We start from the raw sequence: 25,688 nt of genomic DNA on the forward strand, positions 1-25,688 counted from the left end.
ATCATGCCCGGTCCGCTTCCCAGGCGGTTAGGCCGAGGAACCCCGGCAACGCCTCGTTTCGATACAGATACGCCCGGAAAGTTGACCGATAATGAAACAACTCCGGCGTTTGGTAAGAATTTTTTACGACGTTCTGCGACAGTTGCTCCCACTCTTGCCCGGCTGGAAGTCGCAGGGTGGGTTCTGGTGCAATGAACATTCCGGAAAGTCCCGTCGGCCATGACATCAAAGCCTTCCATCCTGATCCTGGGAACGCGCGGCATACCCGCGGCCCACGGCGGTTTTGAAACCTTCGCCGAGAAGCTGGCGCTTTTCCTCGCCGGACGCGGCTGGAAGGTCGGCGTTTACTGCCAGGACGAGGTCGATCAAGTCGAGCACAGGGTGCGCAGCGAAACCTGGCGCGGCATCGAACTCATCCACATCCAGGTCGCCTCGAAAGGTCCGCGCGCGACGCTGGAATTCGACTGGCAATGCGTGCGCGATGCCGTGCGGCGGCCCGGCGTGTGCCTCGTGCTGGGTTACAATGGCGCGCTTTTCCTGACCTGGCTCAGGCTGATGCGGCGCAAGATCATGACCAACATGGACGGCATCGAATGGCGCCGCCCCAAATGGGGCCTGTCGGCGCGAAGCTGGTTCTGGCTCAACGAATGGATCGGCGCCTGGACCTCGCATCGCCTCGTCGCCGATCATCCTGTCATCGCCGATCATCTGGCGACACGCCGGCCGCGCAGCGCGATCGTCACCATCCCCTATGGCGGCGATCCGGTGACGACGGCGCCGGAGGCACCGGTCAGGGCGCTCGGGCTCGAACCTGGAAAGTACCTGATCTCGATCGCGCGCATCGAGCCCGACAACAACATCCTGCCGATCGTCGAAGCCTTTTGCAGCAAAAAGCGCGACATGAAGCTGGTGGTGCTTGGAACGCTCTCAGATGAAATCCCCTATCACGCCGCCATCCGCAAGGCCGCGAACGGCTCGGTGGTTCTGCCCGGGGCCATCTATGACCAGGCGACCGTGAAGGCGCTGCGGTACCACGCGCGCGCCTATATGCATGGCCACACGGTCGGCGGCACCAACCCGTCATTGGTCGAGGCGCTGGCGGCCGGCAACATGGTGATCGCCCACGACAATCCCTACAACAGGTGGACCGCGGGCGCCGCCGCCCTCTATTTCACCGATACCGGCACTTGCGCCGGCCGGATCGATCGGGCCATCGAAGACGACGCCCTGGTCGAGAGTTGCGGTGAGGCCGCCAGGGCGCGCGCCCGCGAAGCCTTCCGCTGGGAAGACGTGCTGCTGGCCTACGAGAATGAAGCCTTCCGGCTGCTCGGCGTCGTCGCCGGCGAGGCCATCCCGGTCGACCATCCCTCGCACGCATGACGACGTGGTCGCGCCGGCGGGTTCTCGGAGCGGCGCTGTCCACGGCGGCGTTGTTCGCGCCGCTTTCTCCCGTGTCGTCCAGCCTGGCCGCCACCGGCGAATGGCGCTTCCGGCGCGGCGTCAACGCCTTCCCCTGGTTTTCGCTGACGCGCGAATTCCCCGCACCCCGTACCGACTACGACTGGCCTCCATTCCAGCAGCGGCCGGTCCCGACGGCGGCCGATCTGCGCAGGCTGCGCGCGACGGGTCTCGATTTCATCCGCCTGCCGGTCGATCCTGGCCCGTTCCTGGCCGGCGATGCCGGCACGCGCGGCCGTTTGCTGGCGATGCTCGATCGGGCGGTCACCGCCGCTCTCGACGCCGACCTCGGCATCATCGTCAACGTGCAGGCCAATAGCGCGACCCACTATTGGAATCCGGACCGCATGGTCTCCAGCACTGCCGCGCCCGCCTTCGATCTCTATCGGACGCTGATCGGCGAGCTTGCCGGCCGGCTGGCGCGGTTTCCATCGGGCAAGGTCGCGCTGGAGCCGGTCAACGAGCCGCAGCAATCCTGCGAGTCCAACGTCTGGTCGCAGGTCCAGTTCGCGCTCCTGACCGAAGCCAGGGCATCGTCCGTTACCCTGCCGCTGGTCGTGACCGGTGGCTGCGGCTCCATGGTGAGCGGGCTGACCGCGCTCGATCCGGCGCCGCTCTCGCGCTTCGAACCGATCCTGTTCACCTTCCACTTCTATGAGCCCTACCTGTTCAGCCACCAGGGCGCGCCGTGGATGAGCGAACCCGTCTACCGTTCGCTCAACAACGTGCCGTGGCCCGCCTCGGCCGGTTCGCTCGAGGCGACGCTAGCTTCGGTGCGGGCGCGCATGGCCGAGGACGCCGAAACCTCCGAAGCGGACAAGAAAGCCGCCTACGCGGAAACCGAGCGCGTGCTGAAGGTCTATTTTGACGCCCAGCCCGGCCGCTGGTTCATCGACAGATACCTTAGCCAGGCGCGCGATTGGGCGGATAGCCATGACATCGCGCCCGAACGCATCATCATGGGCGAGTTCGGCGCGCTGCGCACCGACGCCCGCTACGTCGCCGCGCCCGATCCCGACCGCGCCCGCTACATCGCCGACGTCAGGCAAAGCGCAGAGTCGTTCGGCTTTGCCTGGGCCTTCTGGGCCCTCTTCGACGGCATGGGCATGATGGACGACACCACGCGCGCCCTGGACCCGGCGATGATCGAGGCGCTTGGGCTGGAGATGCCGGGCTAGACGGCCTATCCCCGTTGCTTGTCCTTGCTTCCGTCAAGCGGAGGCAGCGATCGCCGAGGCGAAGTCGCGATATGGGCGCAGTGGGCGTCCGAGCAAGGCGGTCAGGCGCTCGACGTCGCCGGCCTCAGGCAGCATCCCGTTGGTCAAGAACCGCTCGCCCATCAGGCGCATGTCGTAGGCCATCCAGGCGGGCAAGAGTTGCTTGAGATTTTGCTCGAAGCCTTCGGTATTGTCGCCGCCGTAGTTGATCGGGCGGCCAAGCACCTCTGACCAGATTGCGGCGATATCCGTCCCGGTCAGTGTCTCCGGGCCGACGAGGTTGATCCGGTCGAGCACAAGCGGCTCCGCAGACTGTTCGCGGCGCAGCAGCTCGAGGGCGGCGATCTCGGCGATATCACGCACGTCGATCATGGCGAGCCCTTTGGCGCCGATCGGCATTGGGTAGGTGCCGTAGCCGGTGATGACGTCTTCGATCATCAGATCGTTCTGGATGAAGTAGGCCGGGCGCAAGATCGTAGCCTTGAAGTCCATCTCCTCGATCATGCGCTCGACGCCGAACTTGCCCGCGAAATGGGGTACGTTCACATAGACGTCAGCGTGGACCACCGACAGATAGACGATCCGCTCGATGCCGGCAGATCGGGCGACGTTGAGCGCGACCAAAGCTTGGGTGAATTCGTCCGGTACCACGGCGTTCAAGAGGAACAGAGTAGAGACTCCGGACATGGCTTTCCGCAGCGAATCGACATCGAGAAAGTCGCCTTGCACGACGGAGACGCCTGCCGGGAAGTTGGCTTTCGACGGATCGCGGACGAGAGCACGCACATCTGCGTCGCGCTTGACGAGATGTTCGACGACTTGGCGGCCAATGTTGCCCGTGGCGCCGGTAACGAGAATGGTCATGAAATTTCTCCTGTTGGATTGCTTGACAGCTCCAATATGTGTGTCTCACTAACAGCCCAACAGGCGGAAATTTTAGACACGTCGTCTCACTGGTGGAACACACATGGACCTCCTTGCCCTCGCCGATTTCAATCTCGTTGCCCGTCATGGCGGCTTCGGCAAAGCGGCAAGGGCGACCGGCCGGCCCAAGGCAACCCTGTCCCGGCGCGTTGGCGAACTGGAAAGCAGTCTTGATCTGCGCCTGTTTGAACGGGGTGCGCGTAACCTCAAGCTCACCGAAGAAGGACGGGCGCTCTTCGAGCGGACGGGAGCGTTGCTCGCCGAACTCGACGAGACCGCTTCGGCAATTGCCTCGGGCGGTCAGAGACCGAAGGGGAAGCTACGGATCAGCGCGCCTTTGCATTTTTCTCAGACCGCAATGGGAAGGATCGCTGCGGGGTTTGCCCTCAAATATCCGGAGGTGAGGCTGGAGGTCACGACCGAGGACCGGGCCGTGGACATGATCGAGGAAGGCTACGACCTGGTGATCCGGGTCAATCCGGATCCCGACGAAAGCCTGGTCGGACGGGCGTTTCTGCGCGATCGCCTGGTCCTGGTGGCTCGCCCCGACCTTCCTCGCCCGACCGGTGGACTCGCCGCTCCTGGCGTTGCGCGCGGGGCAGGCGATCTGCAGACATTGCACGTGAAGACACAAGGCGGCCGGTCAACGATCACGATCGAGCCGGTCGTCGCCTTGTCGACGCTCATCATGGTCCGGGACGCGGTGCGGGCCGGCGTCGGTGCGGCACGTCTTCCCATTTCGTTGGTGAGCCACGACCTGGCTGACGGCACACTGGTAAGTTGGGGGGAGATCGACGGCCCCGAGATCGCTCTATGGACGCTCTACCCCTCTCGACGGCTGCTCAGCGCGCGAGTGTCGGCGTTCATGGACTTTCTAAAACAGGCCTTCCCAAACGGGACGCCCGACGAACTGGCTGCCTATATTGGCAGGTGACGACCGTGCCCGCTTTCGGGCGTGGAAAGTCCTAAGAAGCGCTTTCCCGGCGTCATGGCTGAGCCCCATGTCACATGCGATCCGTCTTTGCGAAACACAGGGGATCAGCCGCTAACGGCGGAGAGGCTGCGCTCTTCGCCGGTCGTCTCCAATTGCGCGCACTGCTTGCGCCTCTTGCCGCGCCACGGCCCGCGCCGGCCGGTACAGCACCAGCGCCAGCACCACGAATTTGGTCAACAGCGTCGTCTTGGAGGCGAGGGTCTCGGAGGTGTTGAGCAGGATCAGCCAGCCCAGCATGGGCAGCCAGATGCCGGGATGGCAGCGGCGTGCCACCTCGTGCATGAACAGCACGAAGCCGAACAGCATCAGCAGGGTAAAGAAGGCGCCCTGATAGAGCACCATGCGTATGATCGGGTTCTCGATGCCTTGTTCCAGGCCGTTGATGCGGCGCATGCTTTCGATCAGATCGATATCAGGCCCCACGATCAGGTCGCCCAGCCCCAGATTCTTGAAGAGGTCGAACATTTCGACGCGGGCATTGGCGCTGCCGCTGTCGGAAACGAAGCGCTCCAGCAGCGCGTCGAAGAAGCCGTAGGAAAAGAGAAGGGCGACCGCCACCGGCAGCAGCGTGGCGAGCAGGACCGCAAGGGCCGCGCCCAGCAGGCTGACGCGTCCATGCCGCAGATAGGCCACGCCCCTGAAAAGCAGATAGATGCCGCCGAGCGCGAGCGTGATCACCATCGCCGAACGTCCGCCGAAGGCGACCAGCGCCGCGGTTTGCAGGCCGATCAGCGAAAGCCGCAGCGGCATCGACAGCGACCGTGAGCCGGAGAGCAGCGCCAGCACATAGACCGCGGTGATCGTGGCATTGGCCAGCGGATGGCCCTGAAGCGCGGTCGAGCGCAGGTCCGTGAACACCTCGCCGTCGAGCCGGTAGGGAAACACCAGCGTCTTGGTCGCGAACTCGAACAGCGCCAGCACCGCATTCGCCGACATCACCGCGTGAACGACCGTCTGCAGCCGCGCGAAGGTCCGGTCGTCGTCCTCGGCCAGCATCAGCACCAGCAGCGCCGCCGTCACGAACGTATCGACCATGCCCGCCATGCCCGGGCGATGCCTGACGACGACCACCACCAGGAGCACGACCGAGATGACCGCCATCAGCGCGCTGGCCGGCCGCCGGTCGGCAACGGCAGCCATATAGCCGACCGGATTGCCGAACGTGCATGAACGCCAGGCAAACACCAGCACCAGGAGATAGGTCGACGGATGGATCTTGGTGGCCGGACTGCCGAGCAGGCCGTCGTAATTGTAGCCCACCAGCCATAGCATGCCGCCGGAAACGGCGAACAGCACCGCCACCGTGACGACCAGGCCGAAGCGGGTCACCCAGTCGACGGAACTGCCGGCGCGGGATGCGGCGGCGGCTTGACCCGGCGCGGCCCAGCCGGCTGCCGGGCTGGCGGGCCGGACGGCGGCCATGTCAGGCCGCCTCGTCGACCAGCAAGGCGCCGGTCGGCAACCGCCCCATGACGGAAATGGCCTGCGAGGCCGCCGCGACATCGCGCATCGGCGTCGAGTTCAGCGTGGCGACGAGCAGGATTTCGTCGGCCATCGCTACCAGCGGCGAGGCATTGAGATTGTCGGCCAGCGCACCGCCATCGATGACGACGAGTTCGAAGTGGCGGCCCGCCTGGACCAACATCTGCTGGGCAAAATAGACGCCCTGCGCCTCCTGGAAGACGGCCTTTGACCGGCCCCTCCCCAAAAGCGCGACATTGCTGCCGGGCGTATACTGGCTCAACGCCTCGATACCGTACTCACCGCGAAGCACGTCGAGCACGCCCGGCTGCTGATCTTTCTGGCCGCCGCCGGCATTGGTATCGATGAACAGGATACGGCCGCCTCGGGCGGCCGCGGCATTGGCCAGCAAGCGCGCCACCCTGCCGCGATGCGCGGCGTCCTCGGGCGGCGACGTCACCAGTATGGACGGCACCAGCGGCCAGTCCGGCGGACGCCGGCCCGACGAGAACATGCGCCTCAGCGCCAGCCCGACGACCGCGTCCGTCTTCTGGCTGGCCGCGGCGGCCGCGCCGCCAAAAGGCCACCAGCGGCGGGTGTTGCCCGATTTTGCCGGCACCACGCCAAGCACCGGCGCGTCGATGGCCGATTGCATCTGCGCGCTGGAAAGCACTGTCGGCGAGGAATATTCCGCGATCAGCGCCAGGCCGGTGCCGAGCCCCAGGCCGCCGAAGAGCGCGCCCAGGACAAGCAGCGACAGCGGCGGCCAGCTCTTCTTCAGGGCCGGCATGGCACTGGAGATGATCCGCGCATTGGTGCTGTCGACGTTGATCTGCTCGCGCGTCTCCTGCACACGCTGCAGATAGTTGGCATAGACGGAGCGAACGGCCTCGAGATCGCGCTGCAACTCGCGCAGCTTGACCGAAGCCTGGTCCGTATCGAGCGACTTGGTTTTCATGCCGGCGACCTTGGCCTCCAGCGCCTGCTGGTTGGCCAGCGCTCGCTCGTAGTCGGTCTCGGCAGCCGCTCCGATGCGGCCGAGCTCTCGCCCGATCAGCGCACGCGTGTCGCGCAGCTGCTGCTGCGCCGCGATCATCGAGGGATGGCGTGGCCCAAGTTCCGTGCCGAACTGCGATACCTTGTCGACAAGCGTCGCCTCCTGCGCCCTGAGGCTCGAAATCACCGAGGAGCGCATCGCTTCCGAGGTCGCGTCCGGCGCCCCGCCCGACCTGCGCAACTGGTCGACCTGCGCCTTCAGCGCCGCGGTGCGGCTTTGCGCCGCCGAAAGCTGCGTATTCAGCTCGGTCAGTTCCTGGTCGCTGACCAGATTGCCCGCCGCCATCACCATGTTGTTGGCGGACCTGTAGGCCTCGACGGCATTCTCGGCCTGCTGGACGCGCTTGCGTTGCTCATCCAGCCGCGCCGCGATGGCGTCCGAAGCGTCCTTGGCCATCCGTGCGCGTGAGCTCGCCTGATCTGCCAGATAGGCCTGCGCGATCGCATTGGCCAGCATCGCCGACTTCTCGGCATTCTTCGTGGTGATGATCACCTCGATGACCAGCACCTTGTCCGCTCGCCGCACCGCCAGGCGTGCGCGCAACGCATCGAGCGTCTTGGCCGTTTTGTCGGCTTCGCCCGATCCCGAACCCAGCAATCCGCCGAGTAAACGTCCCAGCATGCCCTGCCCGTTGAATTCAGGATCCTCGGTCAGGTTGGTCGCCTTGATGGCCCTGAGCAGCACTCCCGTCGATTGGACGACGCTGACCTGGCTTTCCACACGGGTTATGCCGCCGTCGGGCGGCACCTGGCTCGGATTGACGTCGTTGCTGACCACCTGCAGGTCCTGCGGATCGATGATGATTTCCGCCGCCGAGCTGTAGAGCGCCGGCGTCAAAAGCCCATAGAGCAGGGCGCCGAGGGTCAGCAGCGCGGTGATGGCAAAGATGAGGAAACGGCGGCGCACCAGTATGCGCTTCACGTCGCCCAGCTCGACGGTCGAGGCCGGGTAGGACGGCGCCGACGGCACCGCTTCGGGCGCGTATTGCATCGCCTCCGGAGCGTATTGTTGCGGCAACGAGAGCAGGGATGATTGCAAGGGTCGCTCCGACAACACTCCATGCGCCTGCAAAGATAAGATTGCGGCTTTGTCTTAGCTATGCTTCCAACTGTTAAAACACTGTTAATTATATTGAGAGCTCTTGTGATTTCTGGCACGGAGTTTGCCTAGAAGAGGCACGAGTGTTGGAACGGCGCGGGCAACGGGGAGACGACATGGAATGGGGCAACGCTTCATCCGTCCGGCCGTTTCCCGCGTCCAAACACTGGCCCAATATCGAACACAACGAGGATGCGACATGCAGGTGAGCCTGCGCCTGGACAGCGAATGCCCGCGTGCCTTTCACCTGACGCTACTGGAGCGCCTGGCGGCGCTGGCGCATGTCGAGGTCTCCGTCGATCTCAGGCCGGCCGAGGGCGGCATACCACCCAGCGCCGCGGCGCTGTTTCAGCTGGAAACGGCCATCCATGGCCTGTCCGCGAACGGACTGGCGAAACGCCTGCCGCTTTCGGCGCTGGCGCCCTATCAAGCGCGGCCGCCGGCAGCGCCCGATCTGGTGATCGACCTCTGCGGCGACGTGCAGCGCGAAGGAACCCGCGTCTGGCGCGTGACCTATGATGGCGCCGCGGGCGAAGCAGCCCTGCTGGCGCTGATCCTCGATGGGCGAACGCCGATTGGCCGTATAGAGGAAAACGGTACGTACCTCGCCGAAGGCCGCTTGGGCACCGAATATGGCGGCATCGCGCTTGCCTCGTTCCAGGATATGCTGGCGCGCACCGCGAGCCTGATCCTGGCGGCGATGACCGGCGCCGCGCGGCACGCTCTCCCCGTCCTGCCGGAGCCGGCGCACGGCAATGCCGCGCCCGCCATGCCGTCCGCCGCCAAGCTTGGCGTCAGGGCCGGCAAGGCGCTGGCGCGGCGCGTCGTCCAGAAGATCTACCATCTCTGCTACAACGCCCCGCACTGGAAGGTCGGCTGGCGGCAAACGCAGGGGCAGGACCTGCTCGACCTGCGGGCGCATCCGGCAACGGGCTGGCAGGTGCTTCCCGACGACGGCAGCCGCTTCTACGCCGACCCATTCCCGATCCTGTATCAGGGCAAGGTGACCCTGTTCGTCGAGGACTATATCCACCGTCTGGGCCGGGCCATCATCTCCGCCGTGCCGTTCGGCCCGTCGGGGCCGATCGGCCGCCCGGAACCGGTGCTCGACCTGCCCTATCACCTGTCCTATCCGTTCGTCTTCGAGCGCGACGGCGAAGTCTGGATGGTGCCGGAGAGCTGCGCCAACCGCACGGTCGACCTCTACCGCGCCACCGCCTTCCCTGGCGGCTGGGTCAAGGAAGCGACGCTGCTGTCAGACATCGTCGCCAGCGACGCCACCCTGGTCGAGCATGGCGGACGATGGTGGCTGTTCGCCACCGTCAGGGACGGCGGCGGCGCCTTTTCCGACGCGCTGCATCTGTGGTCGGCGCCGGACTTTCGCGGACCGTGGACGCCGCACCCCAAAAACCCCGTCCTGATCGACATCGCCTCGGCGCGACCGGCGGGCCGCATGGTAGAACGGGAGGGCCAATTGCTGCGCCCCGTGCAGGACTGCCGCAGGAGCTATGGCGCGGCGCTCGGCATCGCACGCATTGTTCACCTCGATTTGGACGGCATGAGCCAGGTTGTCGAGACCATCTTGACGCCTGGCGCGTTATGGAGCGGGCGCAAGCTGCACACGCTCAACGAGGCGGGCGGCCTTGAATTCATCGACGGTTCCGCGATCGCGCCGCGCTGGAAGCAAACGAGCGGCGGGCGCTGACGACGGCCTGCGCATAAGGTCGATACGGCCCTCTGGCAAAAAGCCCCCGCCAGTCATGGCCGGCGGGGTGAGGCTCTGGAGTAAGCCGGAATCGGTCCGGCATGGATCAACGTATGGAGCGGTGGTTGGTTGCGGCGCCAGAAGCGCATTCCCTTTCCCTTTTTTGGGCCCTTGTACAAGAACGGCCCCTCGCCCCAGCCGCAATCCCGCCTTTCTTGTCGCGAAATTTTCCTCCTCCGTATGCATGTTGTAAGTCGTTTAATCCGGGATAGATTGCATCCAGAAGGGCGCCAAAACGATCGCGCCGGGAGGAATTCGCCATGTCCGACAGCGCCCTGCCGCTGGTCATCAGCGCGCCCGAACCGCGCACGCTCGACCTCATCTTCACGCCGCCGCAGCTGGCGCGCTTCAAGGCGAAATATCGCATCGTCGAGACGACGCCGGACGGCGTGGCGAAACTGCCGGCCGATGTGCTAGCCGAGGCCCGCTACATCGTCGGCCAGCCGCCGATCGCGGCCGAGACGCTGGAGAAGATGAAGGCGCTGCGCTGCGTCTTCAATGTCGAGAGCAACCTCATCGACAACATGCCCTATGAAACGCTGTTCGCGCGCGGCATCCATGTCGTCACAACGGGCCTGGTCTTCGCCGAGCCGGTGGCCGAGCTCGGCCTTGCCATGGCGCTCAACCTCGCCCGCGGCATCGTCGATGCCGACCTTGCCTTCCGCAAGGGCGAGGAATTGTGGGGCGGCGACGGCAACCGGACGGCGCGGCTGTTGTCAGGCGCCGATGTCGGCATCATCGGCTTCGGCGATCTCGGCCGCGCGCTGAACCGGCTGCTGTCGGGTTTCCGCACCAGGACAAAAGTCTTCGATCCCTGGCTGCCGCCGTCGATCCTGATCGACAATGGCGTCGAGCCGGCCGCGATGGACGAGGTGCTGTCCGCCAGCGACTTCGTCTTCGTCGTCGCCTCGGTGACCAGCGAGAACCAGGGCTTCCTCGGCGCCGACGCCTTCGCCAGGATGCGCAAAGGCGCGGCCTTCATCCTGCTCAGCCGCGCCGGCGTGGTCGACTTCCCCGCTTTGATGGCGGCGGTGAAGGGCGGCCACATCCTCGCCGCCAGCGACGTCTTCCCCGAGGAGCCGCTGGCGCGGGACCACCCGGTGCGCGCCTTGCCCGGCTTCCTGCGCTCGGCCCACCGCGCCGGGGCGCTCGACATCGCCTTCAAGCGCATGGGCGACATGGTGCTGGAGGACATGGACCTGATCGACCGCGGCCTGCCGCCGCTGCGCTCCAAGCGCGCCGAGCGCGAAACGGTCTCGCGCATGCGCTCAAAGCCGGTGGACAGGAACTGACAGGGCGGCGACGTCCCTCGCGTCGCTTGACAAAAGCATGGCCAGCGACGACCCTCGCCCGGCCCATCTGGGGGCTCGGCAAGCGGCAGGGACCGTCGGCGGTAATGGCGCAGCTGGCGGGCTCAAGGCCAATCGGTCCGGTTCTCTTTTTTCGCCATGGCAAGGCGGCAAGAGCGGCCCTCGCCATGAGGCTGTCGAAAACGCGACGGAGCGCGATGCTCAACACGATCGATTATGGCGGCAAGGAAGCCGATATCGTCCACGCGCTGGAGGAAGACATCATCTTCGGCAGGCTGGCGCCCGGCGCGCGCCTAGTCGAGGACGTGCTGCTCGCCCGCTTCCCGGTGTCGCGCCATACCATTCGACAGGCGCTCTATCAGCTCGAAAGGCTAGGCGTCGTCACGCGCGAGCGCAACAAGGGCGCCATGGTGCGGCGGCTGTCGCCCGACGAGGTACGGCAGATCTACGAGGTGCGCGAGATGCTGCAGCGCCAGGCGGCGCTGATGATCCGCCTGCCGGCGAGCGATGCGCTGATCGAAGAGCTGACGCAGATCCTCCGCATCTATAACGACCATGTCGAGAGCGGCTACCTGCGCGGCATCCACGAGGCCAATGATCGTTTCCATCTCACCATGTTCTCGGCCTGCGGCAATGCCTATCTGGTGGCCTCGATCGAGCATTACATGCGCCTCAGCCTGCCGGTGCGGGCTAACTCGCTGGCCGACAGGGAAAAGCTCGACATCTCGCGCCAGCACCACGCGATGATGATCGAGGCGCTGAAGCGCCGGGACAATTGGGTGCTGGCGCAGCTCTGCGTCGACCATTTGCAGCCCAGCAAGGCGTTCTATCTCCAGGAGATCGAGAGCGGCTGAGACCGCCCTGGCTAAAAGGCGCAAGACTGATAACAGGCCGAGCGGCGCCGGCGCCTTCTATCTCACCTTCACGACCACCTTGCCCTTGGCGCGCCCCGTCTCGACATAGGCCAGCGCCTCGTTGGTCTTTTCGAATGGGAATACCTGATCCATGACAGGGTGTATGACGCCGGATCGGATAAGTGACGTGATCCTGTTCAGCTGATCGCCCTGCGCCCACATGAACAGGAACGAATATCCGACCCCGGCGCGTCTGGCCCTGCCGCGTATGCCGCGGCTCAGCAGGCGCAGGACCAGTTTCAGGACAATGTTGAGGCCTTTGGCCCTGGCAAATTCGGGATCCGGTGGACCGGAGATGGAGATGAGCTTTCCGCCCGGCTTCAGCACATGCAGGGATTTCTCGAGCGTCTTGGCGTCCTGGCTGTTCAGGACGACGTCGTAGCCATGCAGGACCTTCTCGAAGTCCTCCTTCTTGTAGTCGATGACGACATCGGCTCCGAGACGTCTCACCAGATCGGCGCTCGCGACGCTGGCCGTCGTCGCAACCGTGGCGCCGAGATGTTTTGCCAGTTGGATGGCGAATGTCCCCACACCGCCGGAGCCGGCCTGGATGAACACCTTCTGCCCTTTCTTCAGCCCTGCCCTGTCGACGAGCACCTGCCAGGCGGTCAGGCCGACCAGCGGAATGGAGGCCGCCTCCTCCATGCTGAGACTGTCGGGCTTCAAGGCCACGTCGGCTTCTTCGACGGCGATGAATTCGGCGAATGTCCCGATCCGTCCGTCGCGCGCCCGCGCATAGACTTCGTCGCCGGTCTTGAATTTGCGTACTTTCGACCCGACGCGAATGACGATGCCAGCCACGTCATGGCCAAGGATGAATGGCGGGCGGTAAGGCAATATGAGTTTGAACTCCCCGTCCCGGAGTTTGGAATCGAGAAGGTTTACGCCAGCGGCGTGGACCTCGATCAGGACATCGTTGTCGCGCGGTTCCGGCTCAGGCATCTCTGCAAGCCGCAGGGCGCCCTTCTTCTGATATTTGTCGACGACAAAGGCTTTCATCATATTCGCTTTCTTGAAATGAATCCCGATATCGGACAGGCTGGGCTTTCGGGGCAGCGAAACTGCTTGTGCGGGCACCGACTTGGCACGCTCCGTTCAGGCAGGCAGGCGGAACTGCTTGCGCAAGGTCTTGTCGAACGTCGCGGCGGGCGCGAACCGCCGCAGCGTGCTGACCAGCCGGGCTGTCTTGCCGGCGGTGTAGCGTCGGCGCTGACGCTTCTCGGTGGCGGCCCTGAGTACCACATTCGCCACCGCTTCCGGAGGGTCTGCTTTCGGCATCACGTCGCGAAGCAATGCGTCGATACCGGCGCGGGCCTGATCGTATTCCTTCATGACGGAATCGGGCTCGAGCCCGTTCTGGTCGAACACGGTGCGCACGAAGGCAGGTTCGATGACCGAAACCCGGATGTTGAAAGCGCGAACCTCGTGGTCGAGCGATTCCGAATAGCCTTCGAGCGCGTGCTTGACGGCGGAATAGTGGGCCGAGTACGGCGCGGGGACCAATCCCAGGATCGAGCCGATATTGACGATGCGCCCCTCGCCGCGCCGCCGCATCGACGGCAGCACCGCGTTGATCATCCGCATGACGCCGAACAGATTGACATCGAACAGGGCCTTGGACTGGGAAACCGAGGATTCCTCCGCGCCTCCCAGCAGCCCGACGCCGGCATTGTTGACCAGAAGGTCTATCCGGCCGGTCCTGGCGAGGACATCTGAAACCAGAGCTGCGACCGACGCGTCATCGGTCACGTCACAAACCAGCATCGATATCCCGTCCGAGCCCTGGCCTGATATTTTGCGGCTGGTGCCGAAGACGGTGAAACCCGCCCGCGCCAAAGCCTCCGCGCTGGCGCGGCCGATGCCGGAGGAGGCGCCGGTCACGATCGCCGTCTTTCCTGAATTCCGGTTCATCTGGTGACTCCGAACTCGAGAGGTCTTGCCTCTCGGCGATGATTGAATTATGATCGTAATATCACATTACGGGTGTAATGCAATAGGGAAGCGGAAGGAGCGCCATGCGCTACGAAAAAGGCCGGAAGGACGCATCACGCAGCCGGATCATGGAGGTCGCCGCCGAACGGTTTCGCGGTGACGGCATCGCCGCGTCCGGACTGGCAAGCATCATGAGCGACGCCGGCATGACGAACGGCGCCTTCTATCCACACTTTCAATCCAAGGCCGAACTCGTCCGCGAGAGCATGGTCGCGGCACTGGAGGCTCAGTCGCAGCAATTGCAGGAGGCGTTGGCCTCGGGAGGGCTGGATCTGGCCCTCGCCATGTATTTGTCGCCCGAGCACCGGGATCATCCGGAGACCGGCTGTGCTTCGGCGGCGCTGTTGCCCGAAATCGCGCGTCAGCCATCCGAGACCCGCGCGCTCTACACCGAACGATTAATGACTCTGGTGCGCCAGCTATCGGCGCAGTTGCCGCCTGGAATCCCTGATCCGGAGGGCGTTGCATTGGGCGTTTTCGCGGCGCTCATCGGCGCCCTTCAACTGTCCCGCGCGGTGGAGGGAACCGAATTGTCCGATCGCATGCTGACGGCGGGAGCGGAGGCGGCGCGGACTCTGGTCCAGCCGCGCTAGGGTGAAGAGGAAGGCGCTATCCCGTGCGATGTGCCCCCGCTGCAAATCTAACGATGCAGCCAAACGAAGAAAAAAGCGGAAAGTTTCGCCGCCGTTGAACAATATATTTGTTCAGACCGGGCCTCAGCTGGCATGGCGAACCGGAACTTTCCTCCAAACCTTCCGTTTCTTTGAAGATCGTTGCTTCGACGGTCGAAGAGCAACAGGGAAGGATCCTATCATGAACATCAAGATGATCTGCGTCGGCGCGATGACGCTTTCGATGCTCGCGGGCTCGGCCCTCGCCGCCGCTAACAAGGGCACGTCGGCACTCGACGACCCGGCCAAGATGCAGCCCTTCTACACCGACTCCAGCATGAAGAAGATGCGCAGCAGCGACGAGTTCACGAAGGCATGGAAAGCGCTCACTCCGGAAGACCAGAAGATGATGATGACGGCCTGCGACGACGAGGCCAAGGACGCCAACGCCGCCAACAGCCATCCGGAGTTCTGCAGCAGCGTCAAGGCGAATGGTGGCAGCAAATAGACCGGCAAAGAGCAGGCTTTTATAGCCCGCACCCTGAAGACAGCCCCGTCCCGCGGGGCTGTTGTCATGCGCCGACGCGCCGGCCGGTTTCGGCGTCGAACAGATGCGCGCAGGCGCGGTCGACCTCGATGCGCACCGGCTGGCCCTGCTTGAGCGCCAGCCGCTCGCGGAAAAGGCAGTCTATCTCCTCGCCGCCGCAATCCACCTTGGCGAAGATCTCCGAGCCGGTGGCTTCCAGCAGCGTGACGCTGCCGGGTATGCCTTGGCTGCCGGCGCGGATGTGTTCGGGGCGGATGCCGTAGACCAGCTCCCCGCCCGGGACCTGTGCCGGATGAAGCGGCGCCGGCAGCGGCAAGGTCAGCCCGCCTGCGCTGCGGAAGACGCCTTCCTCGATGCGGCCGCGAATGAAATTCATGGCGGGCGAACCGATGAAGCCGGCGACGAAGAGATTGGCCGGCTGGTCGTAGAGGTCGAGCGGCGCGCCGACCTGCTCGACCAGGCCGTCATGCAGCACCACGATCTTGTCGGCCATGGTCATGGCCTCGATCTGGTCATGCGTGACATAGATGGTGGTGGTGCCCAGCCGCTGGTGCAGCGCCTTGATCTCGCCTCGCATCTGCACGCGCAGCTTGGCGTCCAAGTTGGAGAGCGGTTCGTCGAACAGGAAGACTTGCGGGTCGCGCACGATGGCGCGCCCCATGGCGACACGCTGGCGCTGGCCGCCCGAAAGCTGGCGCGGGAAGCGGTCGAGCAGCTTTTCCAGGCCGAGGATACTCGCCGCCCTGTTGACGCGGCCGGCGGTATCGGCCGGATCGGCTTTCTTGATCTTGAGCGCGAAACCCATATTGTCGGCCACCGTCATATGCGGGTAGAGCGCGTAGTTCTGGAACACCATGGCGATGTTGCGGTCTCGCGCCCTGAGATCGTTGACGACCCGCTCGCCGATGGCGATCCTGCCGGCCGAGATCGTCTCCAGCCCCGCGATCATGCGCAGCAGCGTCGACTTTCCGCAGCCCGAAGGTCCGACCAGGATCACGAACTCGCCATCGGCGATGTCGACGCTGACGTCGTGAATGATCCTGGTCGCTCCGAATGCCTTCTGCACATTGTTGATGGTCACCGCTGCCATTTCATGTCCTCACCTGGAAAGAGTGTCGTCGGCTTCAGCCGCCCTTGACCGCGCCGGCGGTCAGCCCGGCGACGATCTGCCTTTGCGCGAACATGGTCAGCACCAGCACCGGCAGCGTCACCACCAGTGCGGCGGCGGCCAACGGCCCCCAGCTCACCTGCTCGTAGGAGAGCATGTTGTAGACCGCGACCGGCAAGGTCCGCGTCTCGCGGCTGGCCAGCACCACGCCAAAGACGAAATTGTTCCAGGAGAAGATGATGGACAGGATGAAGGCCACCACGATGCCTGGCCTGGCGATGGGCAACGCGACCAGCCGGAACACCTGCCATGAGGAGGCGCCGTCCATGCTGGCGGCCTCCTCCAGCTCCATCGGCGTGGTTTCGAAATAGCCGATCATTACCCAGACCACGATCGGCACCGTGACCACGAGATGGATGATGATCTGCGGCCACAGCGTGCCCAATATGCCGGCCCACTGGAACAGCAGGAACAGCGGGATGAGGTAGGACAGCCCCGGCGTCATACGCGCGATCATGATGACGACCGCCGACCGTTCGGCCTTGAGCCGCGCTATGCCGTAGCCGGCAGGCACGCCGATCAGCAGCGCCAAGAGCGTCGCCGTGCCGGTCACCAGCACCGAGTTCCAGAAGTAGAGCAGGAAATTGTTCTCCTCGAACACCTTGGCATAGTTCGACCAGGCCACGTGCTCGGGGATGAAGACCGGCGGCGAGGCGCCGTTGTCGATCTCGAATTTCAGGGACAGCGAGATCATCCAGAGGAAGAACAGGATCGCCGGCGAGACGAAGACCAGGGCGGCGAAGAACAGGCCGATCCGGTTGAGCAGTCGCGAACGCATCTATTTGCCCTCCGCGTCGGTCCAGCGGCTGCGCTGGCGCAGCATCAGCAGGACGAAGGACAGCGCTACGATAAGAACGAAGAACACCACCGCCATGGCGGAGCCGTAGCCGACGTCGTAATAGGAGAAGGCGATGTTGTAGAGATAGATGTTGATGGTCTCGGAGGCCGTGCCCGGTCCACCCTGGGTCATCGCATAGATGATGTCGAAGCTCTTCAGCGCGTCGATCGTGCGGATGATCACCGCGATCATCAGGAACGGCGCGATCATCGGCAAGGTCAGGTACCGGAACTGCTGCCAAGCATTGGCGCCGTCGATCTCGGCGCTCTCGAAGGGTTCGCGCGGCACCGAGGCCAGCCCGCCCAGCACGATCAGCATCACCAGCGGCGTCCACTGCCAGGTCTCGACAGCGACCAGCGAGGGGATGACCGTCCTGGCGTTGAATATCCATTCCTGCGCCGGAATGCCGACCAGCGACAGAAGGTAGTTGAGCACGCCGAGTTGCGGATGGAACATCATCGTCCAGACCAGCGCCACGGCGACGGGCGTGGCCATCATCGGCATCACGAAAATACCGCGCAGCACGCCGCGCAGCGGGAACCGGGCATCGAAGATCAGCGCCGCGACCGTGCCGAGCAGCATCGGCGCGGCCACCGAAAGGAAAGTGTAGGACAAAGTGTGCGCGAGCGATTCCCAGAACCGCCCATCGCCGACCAGTCGCAGATAGTTCTCCATCCCCGCGAAGCTTCGCGACTGGCCAAGCGTCCAGCGGTTGACGCTCATCCACAGCGTGAAGGCCCAGGGAAAGACGATGACGGCGCCGACGACGACCAGCGCGGGGACGACGAAGGGCCAGTAGCTGGGAGCCAGCTTGACGGGCCGGCCCCCCTCGCTTGCCTGTTTCGTCACCCCGGTACGATCGGTCGTCGCCCCGGCGCGATCCGTCGTCGCCCCGGCGCGACTCGTCGTCGCCTCGGCGCGCTCTGGGGCAGTTGCGGACATCAGCCTTGCTCGCTCCTGTCGAGGACCGGCTGGAACTGTTCCGTCGCCTTTTTCAGTTCCTCCGCCGGGTCGGCCCCGGCGAGCAGGTTGCTGAGCGCCACGCCATAGATATCGCGGAACTCGGTGACCGGGATGATGACCGGCAGCGCCAGCCGGCTGACATTGCCGGAGCCGACCACGGCGTCGAGCCAGCTCGCCGGCATGGTCACGCCTTCGCGCACCTTGGGGTCTTCCAGCACCGATTTGCGGAACGGCACGCCGGCACCTGCCTGCAGCAGCCGCGCGCCCATGCCGGCCGACACCGCCCATTGGCAGAAGAGGTAGGCGGCTTCCTTCTTCTCGCTGGCCGTGGTCACGCCGAGCCCGTCGCCGAACGTACCCGAGGCATGCGCCTTGGGGCCCTTGGGCATCACGCCGTAGCCGACCTTGCCGACCACCCTCGACTTCTCCGGATTTTCCATCGGCGGCGCGAAACCGACGCCGTCGAACCACATGCCTATCTTGCCTTGCAGGAAGGCGGATTGCGCTTCGGCCCAGTTGAAGCCGGTGACGCCGGGCGGCGCGGATTTGGTCATCAGCCGCTGGTAGAGGGCGGCGGCCTCTACCGCCTCGGGCGCGGTGGTGCGCAGCTTGCCCTTGTCGTCGAGCGGCGTCATGTCGTAGCCGAGCATCAGCGAGGTCCAGACCGGCGTGTTGGCATTCTTGAGGCCGCGCGCGACGAAACCGTAGGTGTTGGTCGACGGGTCTGTCAGCGCCTCCGCGGCCGCAACGAGCTGATCGAAGGTTTCGGGGTATTTGAGGCCCTTGGCCTCGAACAGCTCCTTGTTCCAGTAGATTATCCAATAGTCGACCGAGAACGGCAGCGAGCGCAGCACGCCCTGGCCGTCCTTGGCGAACAGCATGCCGGCATCGGCAAAGTCCTTTTCTACAAGGCTCGGATCGGTCAGCGTCGGGTCGGCAAGGTAGCCCGATATGTCGGCCAGCCAGCCGCCCTTCTCGAACTGCCGCTTCTGCACATGGTAGCTCAGATGCACGACGTCGAAGCTGGGTTTGCCGGAGCTGAGCTCGATCACCGTCTTCTGGCGCTGCTGCTGCTCGGGCGTCGCCTCGGCATTGATCTTGATGCCCGTCAGTTCCTCGAACTCGGCGAGATATTTGATCAGCGTGTCGCTGCGCGGGCTTTTCACCAGATTGACGTCGAGCGTCGTGCCCGCGAAGCGCTTCCAGTCGACGCCGGCGGCAAGGCTCGGGCGGATACCGGCAAGGCCGGCGCCGGAGAGCATGGCGGCGCCCGCAAGGAGCTGTCTTCTGGTTGGGTTGAATGGATTGGACGGCATTTCTTCCTCCCGGTTGCTGTCGTTGTCGATTGCGCCGCGACAGGCACGGCGCGGCCTGCTTCCTCAGATATGGAGCGCCAGCCGGCGCGCATTGTCGATATGCTGGCTGATCGCCTCGACCGCCTTTTGTGGATTGCGGCTTTCGAGGGCTTCGATCACGCTCAGATGCTCGCGCATCACCGGCACCACGCGCCCGTCGATGCGGAACCGTTCCTGGTGGATCAGGCGGATCTTCACCGAATTGACCAGATAGGCCTTGGCAATGATCTCGTTGCCGAGCGCATCGATGAAAGTATCGTGCATGGCCCAGTCGATGGTCTGAGCCCTGGCCTCCATCTCCGGCGTCGGGGTCTGCGCCAGCGCCTGCGCAAGCATGTCCTCATGCTCGCGGCGCAAGCGCGCGAGTTCGTCGTCGGAGGCGCTGACGGTGAACAGCGCCACCGCCTCGCGCTCCATGAACAGGCGGAACTGGAAGGCCTCGCGGATCAGGCTGATGTCGATATGCGCAATCTGCATGCCGCGCTGCGGGATCGTCGTCAGCAGCCCCTCGGCTTCCAGGCGCGGCACGATCTCGCGGATGGCACCGAGCGGCAGGCCAGTGAAGGCGACGAGTTCGCGCTGCGACACGAACTGGCCCGGCTTGAGGTCGCGTGCCAGCAAATGCCGCGTGAAGCTGGCATAGGCCTGCTCCCGCAGATTTGTCTGGTCGCCGCCATTGGCCATTTCAGCGCTTCCCTTCCCGTCAGGCCGCCGCGGCCGCGAAAAGAGTGTCGTAGGCAGCGCCAAGCTGCTGGCGCCCCGGCGCCGCGATCGGCTCGAGCGGCGGCCGCACCGCCAGCCAGCGCTCGTCGCCGGTTTTGCGCGCCACCATCACCTTGACCGCAGGAATGACCGGGTGCTTGAGCAGCTCGAGCACGAAACGCTCGACCCGCGCATCGTCCTGCCCCGTCTGCGCCATGGCGAGGACCTCGCCGGCGGCGAAATTGGCCATGCCCGAAATCGCGCCCTGGCCACCGATCCTGACCGCCCGCGCCAGATGCCGCTCGTCACCGATCAGGATCACCAGATCGCCATGGGCGCCGAGCAGCGCCTCGCTATAGGTCCAGTCGCCGCCGGAATCCTTGACGCCGGCGACCACGTCCGGAAACGCCTGGCGCAGCCGGCCGATCAGCCCCAGCGAAAGCTGCACCGTGGTGACCGAGGGAATGTTGTAGAGCAGCACGCCGCGGGCCAGCGGACCGAGAGCGGCAAAGACAGCGGAAAACCAGCCGAAAAGCCCATCGTCGCCGATATTCTTGAAATAGCTGGGAGGGGCAAGGAGGATGTTGCGGGCGCCGCGCTGCAAGGCATGCCGAGCCTGCTCGGCTGCATCCTCGGCCGCATCGACCAGCACGCCTGCGACAAGCTGATCCGGCGCGATGCCGGCCGCCAGCATCGCCTCGGTGACAGCCCGCCGCTCCTCGGTGCCGACCGAAGCGCCCTCCCCGGTGGTGCCGAAGAGCGTCACACTGCCGCAGCCTTGCGCCAGGCAACTCCGCGCCAGGGCCACCATCGGGGGAATGAGGATCTGCCCCGACGCATCGAAAGGCGTGGCCAGGGCAACCGAAAGACCAAAGCGCGATGTCACCAGCGAGTCTCCAAAAGAGCAGTTCGCAGGCAGTGCTATCACGCTAACATGTTAGTCGTAAATAGGGCGGGCACCATTTACCGGAAACATAAGATGTGAGGCGTCCGGCGGCAGGCGTCATCCATGCCTCGCGTCACCGTCATCTCCGTTTCTGCCGCTGTCCTTTTTCCTGCCATGTTGCGTTGCGAAAGATTTGTTGCATTGCGATACGATCCGCCCCGACTAACAATGGTCGCGGGTTGGGCTTGCACGAAGGATTTGTCGTGGCAGCATCGTTCCGACCCGATATCGAGGGAATGCGCGCACTGGCGGTAGCAGGCGTCGTCGCCTATCATTTCGGCCTCGCCGCCCTGCCCGGCGGTTTTGCCGGCGTCGACATCTTCTTCGTTATCTCCGGTTATCTCATCACAAGACACCTTTTGCAGGAGATCGGCGAGAGCGGCCGGCTGAACCTGTGGCGCTTCTATGCCCGCCGCGCCCGGCGGTTGCTGCCGGCCTCGCTGTTCGTCATCCTCGCCACGCTGCTGGCCGGCGCCTTCATCCTGTCGCCGGAGGAACAGGCGCTCTATTCGAAGGGCGCGATGTTTGCCTCGGCCTATATGATCAATCTGTGGCTGATCCGCTGGTCGTTCGACTATTTCGCCTCCGATGCCGCCAACAACCCGTTCATCCATTTCTGGTCGCTGTCGGTGGAGGAGCAGTTCTACCTCGCATGGCCGGCGCTGCTTGTTCTCGCCGCATGGCTGCGGCCGGGACGGCGCGCGGCTATCGTGGTCATCGGCGTCACCGGCCTGGTTTCGTTCGTGGCCTGCGCCTGGCTGACCAGCGTTTCGCCGCCCTGGGCTTTCTATTTCTCGCCGCTGAGGGCCTGGGAGTTCGCCGCCGGCGGGCTTGCTACGATGGTGCCGGCGAATTTCCTCCAGTACCACCCGCGGCTGCGCGCCGCGCAAGGCTGGCTCGGCCTGGCGCTGATCGTGCCCGCCTATCTGCTGCTGGACGAGGCGCTGCCCTTCCCCGGCCTGCTGGCGCTGCTGCCGGTCGTCGGCACGGTGCTGCTGCTGGTCAGCGGGGCAGGCGAGCGCCAAGCGGGTGGCAAGCTGGCCGGCGGCCCCACGGCTGTCCTGTCGCTGCCGCCCATGCAATCGATTGGCAGGCTCTCCTATTCGCTCTATCTCTGGCACTGGCCGGTCATCGTCTATGCGGGAATGGTCACCGCGGAGCTTTCCGGGCTGGACAGGTTTGCCTGCCTGGCACTGACGCTGATGCTCTCCATCTTCACCTATCACGTCATCGAAAACCCCGTGCGCCGCAACGGCTGGCTGATGGCAAGCGCCGCCCGCGCGCTCGTGCCCGCGGCGCTGCTGACCGGCGCCGGCGTGGTCGCGGCCTACGCCAATGCCAAGTTTGCCGTTCACGAACTCGATCCGGAGCAGCGCGTCATCGCCCAAAGTGCGGCGCGTCCGTCCACCGCGCGTGCCAGGGGCGGCTGCGTGCTCGACTACGAGACCGTCACTCCGAAGCCCTGCGTGTTTGGCGCCAAGGAGGCGAAAGGCACGATCGCGCTGTTCGGCGATTCACATGCCGACCACTGGTCGACGCCGCTGATCGAGGCGGCCGAAAAGCGCGATTACCGGGTGGTTACCTGGCTCAAATCCTCGTGCCGGGCGTCCCGGCTGTCGACATGGTCGAGCAAGCTGAAGCGCGACTACGCCGAATGCGACCAGTGGCGCGAGCAGTCGATCAAGGAGATCCTGGCGCTGAGGCCGGCCCTGGTGGTGATCTCGGAAATCGCCCTGACCAGTTCGCGCAAGATGGCCACCGGCAAGGATGAGCCCGACAGTCAGGACGCGGAGTGGAAGGCTGGCCTGCGTTCGACACTGGAGACGTTCAGCAAGGCCGGGCTGAAAGTCGCCTTCATCCGCGACGTGCCCTTCAACGACGAGCAGGTCGACACCTGCGTGGCGCGTGCGCTGTGGCGCGGCGACACGCCCTCGCTCTGTGATCAGACGCGCGCCTATGCCGCCAACGACGCCATGGCCGCGGTGGAGCGCGACGTCGTGCGCAGCATTCCGAACGCCCGCTATGTCGATATGACCGACCAGTTCTGCAACCAGACCACCTGCCATGTCTTCATCGGCGGCAAGATCGCCTTCCGCGACCGCCACCATCTGGCGACCGCTTTCGCCGAGACGCTGGAGAAGCCGCTGGAGAAGGCGCTGTTTTAGAAGGGGTTAGCGTCCCTTCTTCAAAGGCGCGCTGCCAAGACGCCGCCCCCTCACAGCGCGCGCGGGCACGAAACATTGGTTTACCGGCTTTATGGGAACAGGGCCGCGAGGGCAGCGTTTATTAGATGAGCCTTAAAGAGGAGGTTGCCATGAAGAAACTCTTGCTCGCATCCGTGATTGCCGTCGCTTCGGCGGTGGCCATGATTGCCCCGGCAAATGCCGCCAGCATCACGCTTGGCATCGGCAACGGCTATGACGACGATTACTATGTTCCCAGATATCGTCACCATTATCGCGATTATTCCGACGATGACGGCTACTATCGCCGCTACAGCATGTATGACGAGAGCTACCGTCCGCGTTACTACGGTCATCGTCGCTGCCACACCGAGGTGATCAAACACTGGCGTCATCACCATCGGGTCATCGAGAGAGTCCGCGTCTGCAGGCGTTGACCTGACAACCAATCCGGCCGGCATCGCGCCGGCCGCATTGTCGTGCACAGCCCATCCCCAGGAATGGCGCCACTGCCGTGCGCGCTACGCCTGTCATCCGGCTACTATTTTCGCATCATCATCCCGTAGTGCATCGCCAGCAGATCGAGCCCGATTCTCAACAGCTTTGCCGCCACGTCCCTGCCCTCGCTCATCTCTCCCGCCACGCCTCTGACCGACTGCTCCAGGCACACGATCTTCCGGACCACGTCGACCACCTCCCAATGGCCGAGCGCGCGGGTCGCGGCGGCGTGCGACCGTCCGGCATTGAGCACGCTGTCGGTGATGCCGCCGCTTGTCCTGTCGCCGTCGACGCGTTCGCTCCAGCGCATCGGCTTGATATCAGCCTGCTGGCTGGCGCGGAAATCCTCGCGGTAGCGCAGACCGGCTTCGCGCTGCTGGCGCGACAGCGAGGTGATGCCCAGCAGCGGATCGATGCTGCGCACCCGCACGATACCACCGGTGGAGGTATGGCCGTCATTGGACACCTCATAGACGCGCCGCGCCTCCGATGTCCCGGTTGCGAGCCGCTTGCGGCCGAACTCATCGTCCCGCAACGCGAAATCATGGCCGACCTCGCGGCGGATGCGCACCTGCTCGGCCTCGCCCTTCGGCAGCTTCGGCGTCTGCGGTTTGGCTGATCTGGCGGCTTTCTTGCTCATGGCTGCGTCCTTGTGGGGAGTGGATTGAGGTGCTGGCTGGCGCGGCAGCGATCCCTGGCGAAATTGGCTGCGTGCGCCGGAACCAGCGGCGAGGCTGGGCGTTGTGCCGCACCAAACCAACAGGAGGTATGCCCATGACCGCCTTCATGCCGGTGACCTTGCGCTTCTGCGACAACAAGACCATGCTGGTGGGCTCCATCGCCCAGGCGGCGACCGCGCTTCGCCGGCAATGGCCTGACAAGACGGCCACCGCCTATCTGGATGCGGCAAGGCTGGTCAGGCTCGCCATCGACGGCAGCTGCCGCCAGCGCGTCGCCTTCGAGGCTTTCACCAAGGCGGCCGGGCAGCAGGGGCTGCTGGTGGCTAAGCCGCGTAGCCGCGCCCATGAATGGCTCGACGCCGCCGCGGGCCCGTGAGGCGGCTGAAAACGTGATGCAACCGCGCCGCCGCCTTGCACGTTGATAGGGGCTGGCTTCCGAGCCGCGCGCAACGCCAAGGTAACCGCCGTGGGTACCATGAAAACAGGATCTCCGCTCAAAGTATGCCTGGACGGGCATGTCGAGGTGATCGACGGCGTCGCTGAGGCAGCCGACTTCCTGCAGCGCTGGCCGATTGAACGGCGTGGTCATGTCTACCGCAGTGCGCTCAACGCGTGCAGCGCGGCCATCGCGGCGCAGATTTCGCACGCCGACGCGATGAAAGCGTTCACCGGCTTCGCCCGGGTTACCCGCATATTGGCCGGCGATGACGGCCGGCCAGCGATGCCTGATGCAATGAGCGTGCGGATGCCAAAGCAGGGCCACGATCTGCCAAAATAAAAGCGTTGCGTGGCCGCCGTTCGTGCCAGATCGCCGCCGTTGCAGAAGAAAAGCCAGTGTTGCGGCTAGTCTCTTTCTCCCCGTTTTACGGGGAGAAATGCCCGGCAGGGCGATGAGGGGCGGCGCCACCGCTTCGATACTTTGCATCTGACCCAATCTCCCGAATTCATGCTGGTGTTCCCAATCCTGACCGGCGTTGCCTCCTGCCGGCATCGTCTCCCGAGAACGG

Annotated in this window: 24 protein-coding genes; 12 read left to right on the forward strand and 12 right to left on the reverse strand. The window is 64.8% G+C overall.

Annotation, left to right across the window (positions count from 1 at the left end; genetic code table 11):
* Positions 1 to 219: 219 nt before the first annotated feature.
* Together LB545_RS14180 and LB545_RS14185 are read left to right on the forward strand one after the other, a co-directional pair.
* A complete protein-coding gene (locus LB545_RS14180) occupies positions 220 to 1,380 on the forward strand; it encodes a DUF1972 domain-containing protein (RefSeq protein ID WP_140516155.1) in 1,161 nt (386 codons plus the stop codon).
* A complete protein-coding gene (locus LB545_RS14185; RefSeq protein WP_140516157.1) occupies positions 1,377 to 2,636 on the forward strand; it encodes a glycoside hydrolase family 5 protein in 1,260 nt (419 codons plus the stop codon). The genes LB545_RS14180 and LB545_RS14185 overlap by 4 nt, the downstream gene beginning before the upstream one ends.
* A gap of 33 nt (positions 2,637 to 2,669) precedes the next feature.
* Here LB545_RS14185 and LB545_RS14190 read toward each other — a convergent pair whose 3' ends face one another.
* Entirely contained in the window at positions 2,670 to 3,539 is an 870-nt protein-coding gene (locus LB545_RS14190) for an NmrA/HSCARG family protein (protein ID WP_140499077.1), read from the reverse strand.
* Positions 3,540 to 3,642: 103 nt separating this feature from the next.
* Here LB545_RS14190 and LB545_RS14195 point away from each other — a divergent pair, with 103 nt between their 5' ends.
* Positions 3,643 to 4,533: a LysR family transcriptional regulator gene (locus LB545_RS14195; RefSeq protein ID WP_140630565.1), complete on the forward strand. Its 891-nt coding sequence runs from the start codon at positions 3,643 to 3,645 to the stop codon at positions 4,531 to 4,533.
* Between the two features lie 111 nt (positions 4,534 to 4,644).
* On the opposite strand, the gene LB545_RS14200 is transcribed toward LB545_RS14195, so the two are convergent.
* Both LB545_RS14200 and LB545_RS14205 read right to left on the reverse strand, forming a co-directional pair.
* A complete protein-coding gene (locus LB545_RS14200; RefSeq protein ID WP_210239461.1) occupies positions 4,645 to 6,015 on the reverse strand; it encodes a VpsF family polysaccharide biosynthesis protein in 1,371 nt (456 codons plus the stop codon).
* Between the two features lies 1 nt (position 6,016).
* Positions 6,017 to 8,149 carry a GumC family protein gene (locus tag LB545_RS14205; protein WP_140630562.1) on the reverse strand — a complete coding sequence of 711 codons (2,133 nt, stop codon included), beginning with the start codon at positions 8,147 to 8,149 and terminating at the stop codon, positions 6,017 to 6,019.
* 259 nt (positions 8,150 to 8,408) lie between these two features.
* Here LB545_RS14205 and LB545_RS14210 point away from each other — a divergent pair, with 259 nt between their 5' ends.
* From LB545_RS14210 to LB545_RS14220, 3 genes are all read left to right on the forward strand, one after another.
* Positions 8,409 to 9,914 carry a formyl transferase gene (locus LB545_RS14210; protein WP_140671045.1) on the forward strand — a complete coding sequence of 502 codons (1,506 nt, stop codon included), beginning with the start codon at positions 8,409 to 8,411 and terminating at the stop codon, positions 9,912 to 9,914.
* A 320-nt stretch (positions 9,915 to 10,234) separates the two neighbouring features.
* Entirely contained in the window at positions 10,235 to 11,266 is a 1,032-nt protein-coding gene (locus LB545_RS14215) for a hydroxyacid dehydrogenase (RefSeq protein WP_140499087.1), read from the forward strand.
* A gap of 215 nt (positions 11,267 to 11,481) precedes the next feature.
* Complete coding sequence (locus LB545_RS14220) at positions 11,482 to 12,138, forward strand: GntR family transcriptional regulator (RefSeq protein WP_140499090.1); 657 nt, start codon at positions 11,482 to 11,484, stop codon at positions 12,136 to 12,138.
* A 57-nt stretch (positions 12,139 to 12,195) separates the two neighbouring features.
* Here the strand turns inward: LB545_RS14220 and LB545_RS14225 are convergent, their stop codons facing one another.
* Both LB545_RS14225 and LB545_RS14230 read right to left on the reverse strand, forming a co-directional pair.
* Positions 12,196 to 13,197 (reverse strand): NADP-dependent oxidoreductase, encoded by a 1,002-nt coding sequence (locus tag LB545_RS14225; RefSeq protein WP_140671156.1) that lies wholly within the window; start codon positions 13,195 to 13,197, stop codon positions 12,196 to 12,198.
* 96 nt (positions 13,198 to 13,293) lie between these two features.
* Entirely contained in the window at positions 13,294 to 14,109 is an 816-nt protein-coding gene (locus LB545_RS14230; RefSeq protein WP_140516171.1) for an oxidoreductase, read from the reverse strand.
* A gap of 104 nt (positions 14,110 to 14,213) precedes the next feature.
* On the opposite strand from LB545_RS14230, the gene LB545_RS14235 reads away from it, so the two are divergent.
* Both LB545_RS14235 and LB545_RS14240 read left to right on the forward strand, forming a co-directional pair.
* Complete coding sequence (locus LB545_RS14235; RefSeq protein ID WP_140559838.1) at positions 14,214 to 14,783, forward strand: TetR/AcrR family transcriptional regulator; 570 nt, start codon at positions 14,214 to 14,216, stop codon at positions 14,781 to 14,783.
* A 220-nt stretch (positions 14,784 to 15,003) separates the two neighbouring features.
* A complete protein-coding gene (locus LB545_RS14240; RefSeq protein WP_140499097.1) occupies positions 15,004 to 15,309 on the forward strand; it encodes a hypothetical protein in 306 nt (101 codons plus the stop codon).
* Between the two features lie 64 nt (positions 15,310 to 15,373).
* Here LB545_RS14240 and LB545_RS14245 read toward each other — a convergent pair whose 3' ends face one another.
* From LB545_RS14245 to LB545_RS14270, 6 genes are all read right to left on the reverse strand, one after another.
* Positions 15,374 to 16,438, reverse strand: coding sequence for an ABC transporter ATP-binding protein (locus LB545_RS14245; RefSeq protein ID WP_140521427.1), 1,065 nt, complete (start codon positions 16,436 to 16,438; stop codon positions 15,374 to 15,376).
* A gap of 34 nt (positions 16,439 to 16,472) precedes the next feature.
* Positions 16,473 to 17,294 (reverse strand): carbohydrate ABC transporter permease, encoded by an 822-nt coding sequence (locus LB545_RS14250; RefSeq protein WP_140499101.1) that lies wholly within the window; start codon positions 17,292 to 17,294, stop codon positions 16,473 to 16,475.
* Positions 17,295 to 18,296, reverse strand: a complete 1,002-nt coding sequence (locus LB545_RS14255; RefSeq protein ID WP_224519032.1) for a carbohydrate ABC transporter permease — start codon at positions 18,294 to 18,296, stop codon at positions 17,295 to 17,297. It abuts the gene before it with no gap.
* On the reverse strand, positions 18,296 to 19,633 hold the full coding sequence (locus LB545_RS14260) for an ABC transporter substrate-binding protein (RefSeq protein WP_224705298.1): 1,338 nt from the start codon (positions 19,631 to 19,633) through the stop codon (positions 18,296 to 18,298). The genes LB545_RS14255 and LB545_RS14260 overlap by 1 nt, the downstream gene beginning before the upstream one ends.
* Before the next feature lie 63 nt (positions 19,634 to 19,696).
* Complete coding sequence (locus LB545_RS14265) at positions 19,697 to 20,356, reverse strand: GntR family transcriptional regulator (RefSeq protein ID WP_140499104.1); 660 nt, start codon at positions 20,354 to 20,356, stop codon at positions 19,697 to 19,699.
* A 19-nt stretch (positions 20,357 to 20,375) separates the two neighbouring features.
* Complete coding sequence (locus LB545_RS14270) at positions 20,376 to 21,260, reverse strand: dihydrodipicolinate synthase family protein (RefSeq protein WP_224705299.1); 885 nt, start codon at positions 21,258 to 21,260, stop codon at positions 20,376 to 20,378.
* A gap of 263 nt (positions 21,261 to 21,523) precedes the next feature.
* On the opposite strand from LB545_RS14270, the gene LB545_RS14275 reads away from it, so the two are divergent.
* Both LB545_RS14275 and LB545_RS14280 read left to right on the forward strand, forming a co-directional pair.
* The gene (locus tag LB545_RS14275; protein WP_224705300.1) at positions 21,524 to 23,485 is read left to right on the forward strand and encodes an acyltransferase family protein; all 1,962 of its coding nucleotides are present in this window, start codon (positions 21,524 to 21,526) and stop codon (positions 23,483 to 23,485) included.
* 149 nt (positions 23,486 to 23,634) lie between these two features.
* Positions 23,635 to 23,940, forward strand: coding sequence for a hypothetical protein (locus tag LB545_RS14280; protein WP_224705301.1), 306 nt, complete (start codon positions 23,635 to 23,637; stop codon positions 23,938 to 23,940).
* A gap of 104 nt (positions 23,941 to 24,044) precedes the next feature.
* On the opposite strand, the gene LB545_RS14285 is transcribed toward LB545_RS14280, so the two are convergent.
* A complete protein-coding gene (locus LB545_RS14285) occupies positions 24,045 to 24,641 on the reverse strand; it encodes a DUF6456 domain-containing protein (protein ID WP_140499112.1) in 597 nt (198 codons plus the stop codon).
* A gap of 134 nt (positions 24,642 to 24,775) precedes the next feature.
* Here LB545_RS14285 and LB545_RS14290 point away from each other — a divergent pair, with 134 nt between their 5' ends.
* Together LB545_RS14290 and LB545_RS14295 are read left to right on the forward strand one after the other, a co-directional pair.
* Positions 24,776 to 25,057, forward strand: a complete 282-nt coding sequence (locus LB545_RS14290) for a DUF982 domain-containing protein (protein WP_140499114.1) — start codon at positions 24,776 to 24,778, stop codon at positions 25,055 to 25,057.
* A gap of 99 nt (positions 25,058 to 25,156) precedes the next feature.
* Positions 25,157 to 25,459 (forward strand): DUF982 domain-containing protein, encoded by a 303-nt coding sequence (locus LB545_RS14295; RefSeq protein ID WP_181165274.1) that lies wholly within the window; start codon positions 25,157 to 25,159, stop codon positions 25,457 to 25,459.
* The last annotated feature ends 229 nt before the right edge of the window (positions 25,460 to 25,688 follow it).

Source organism: Mesorhizobium sp. BR1-1-6, from assembly GCF_020165355.1.
Lineage (GTDB): Bacteria > Pseudomonadota > Alphaproteobacteria > Rhizobiales > Rhizobiaceae > Mesorhizobium.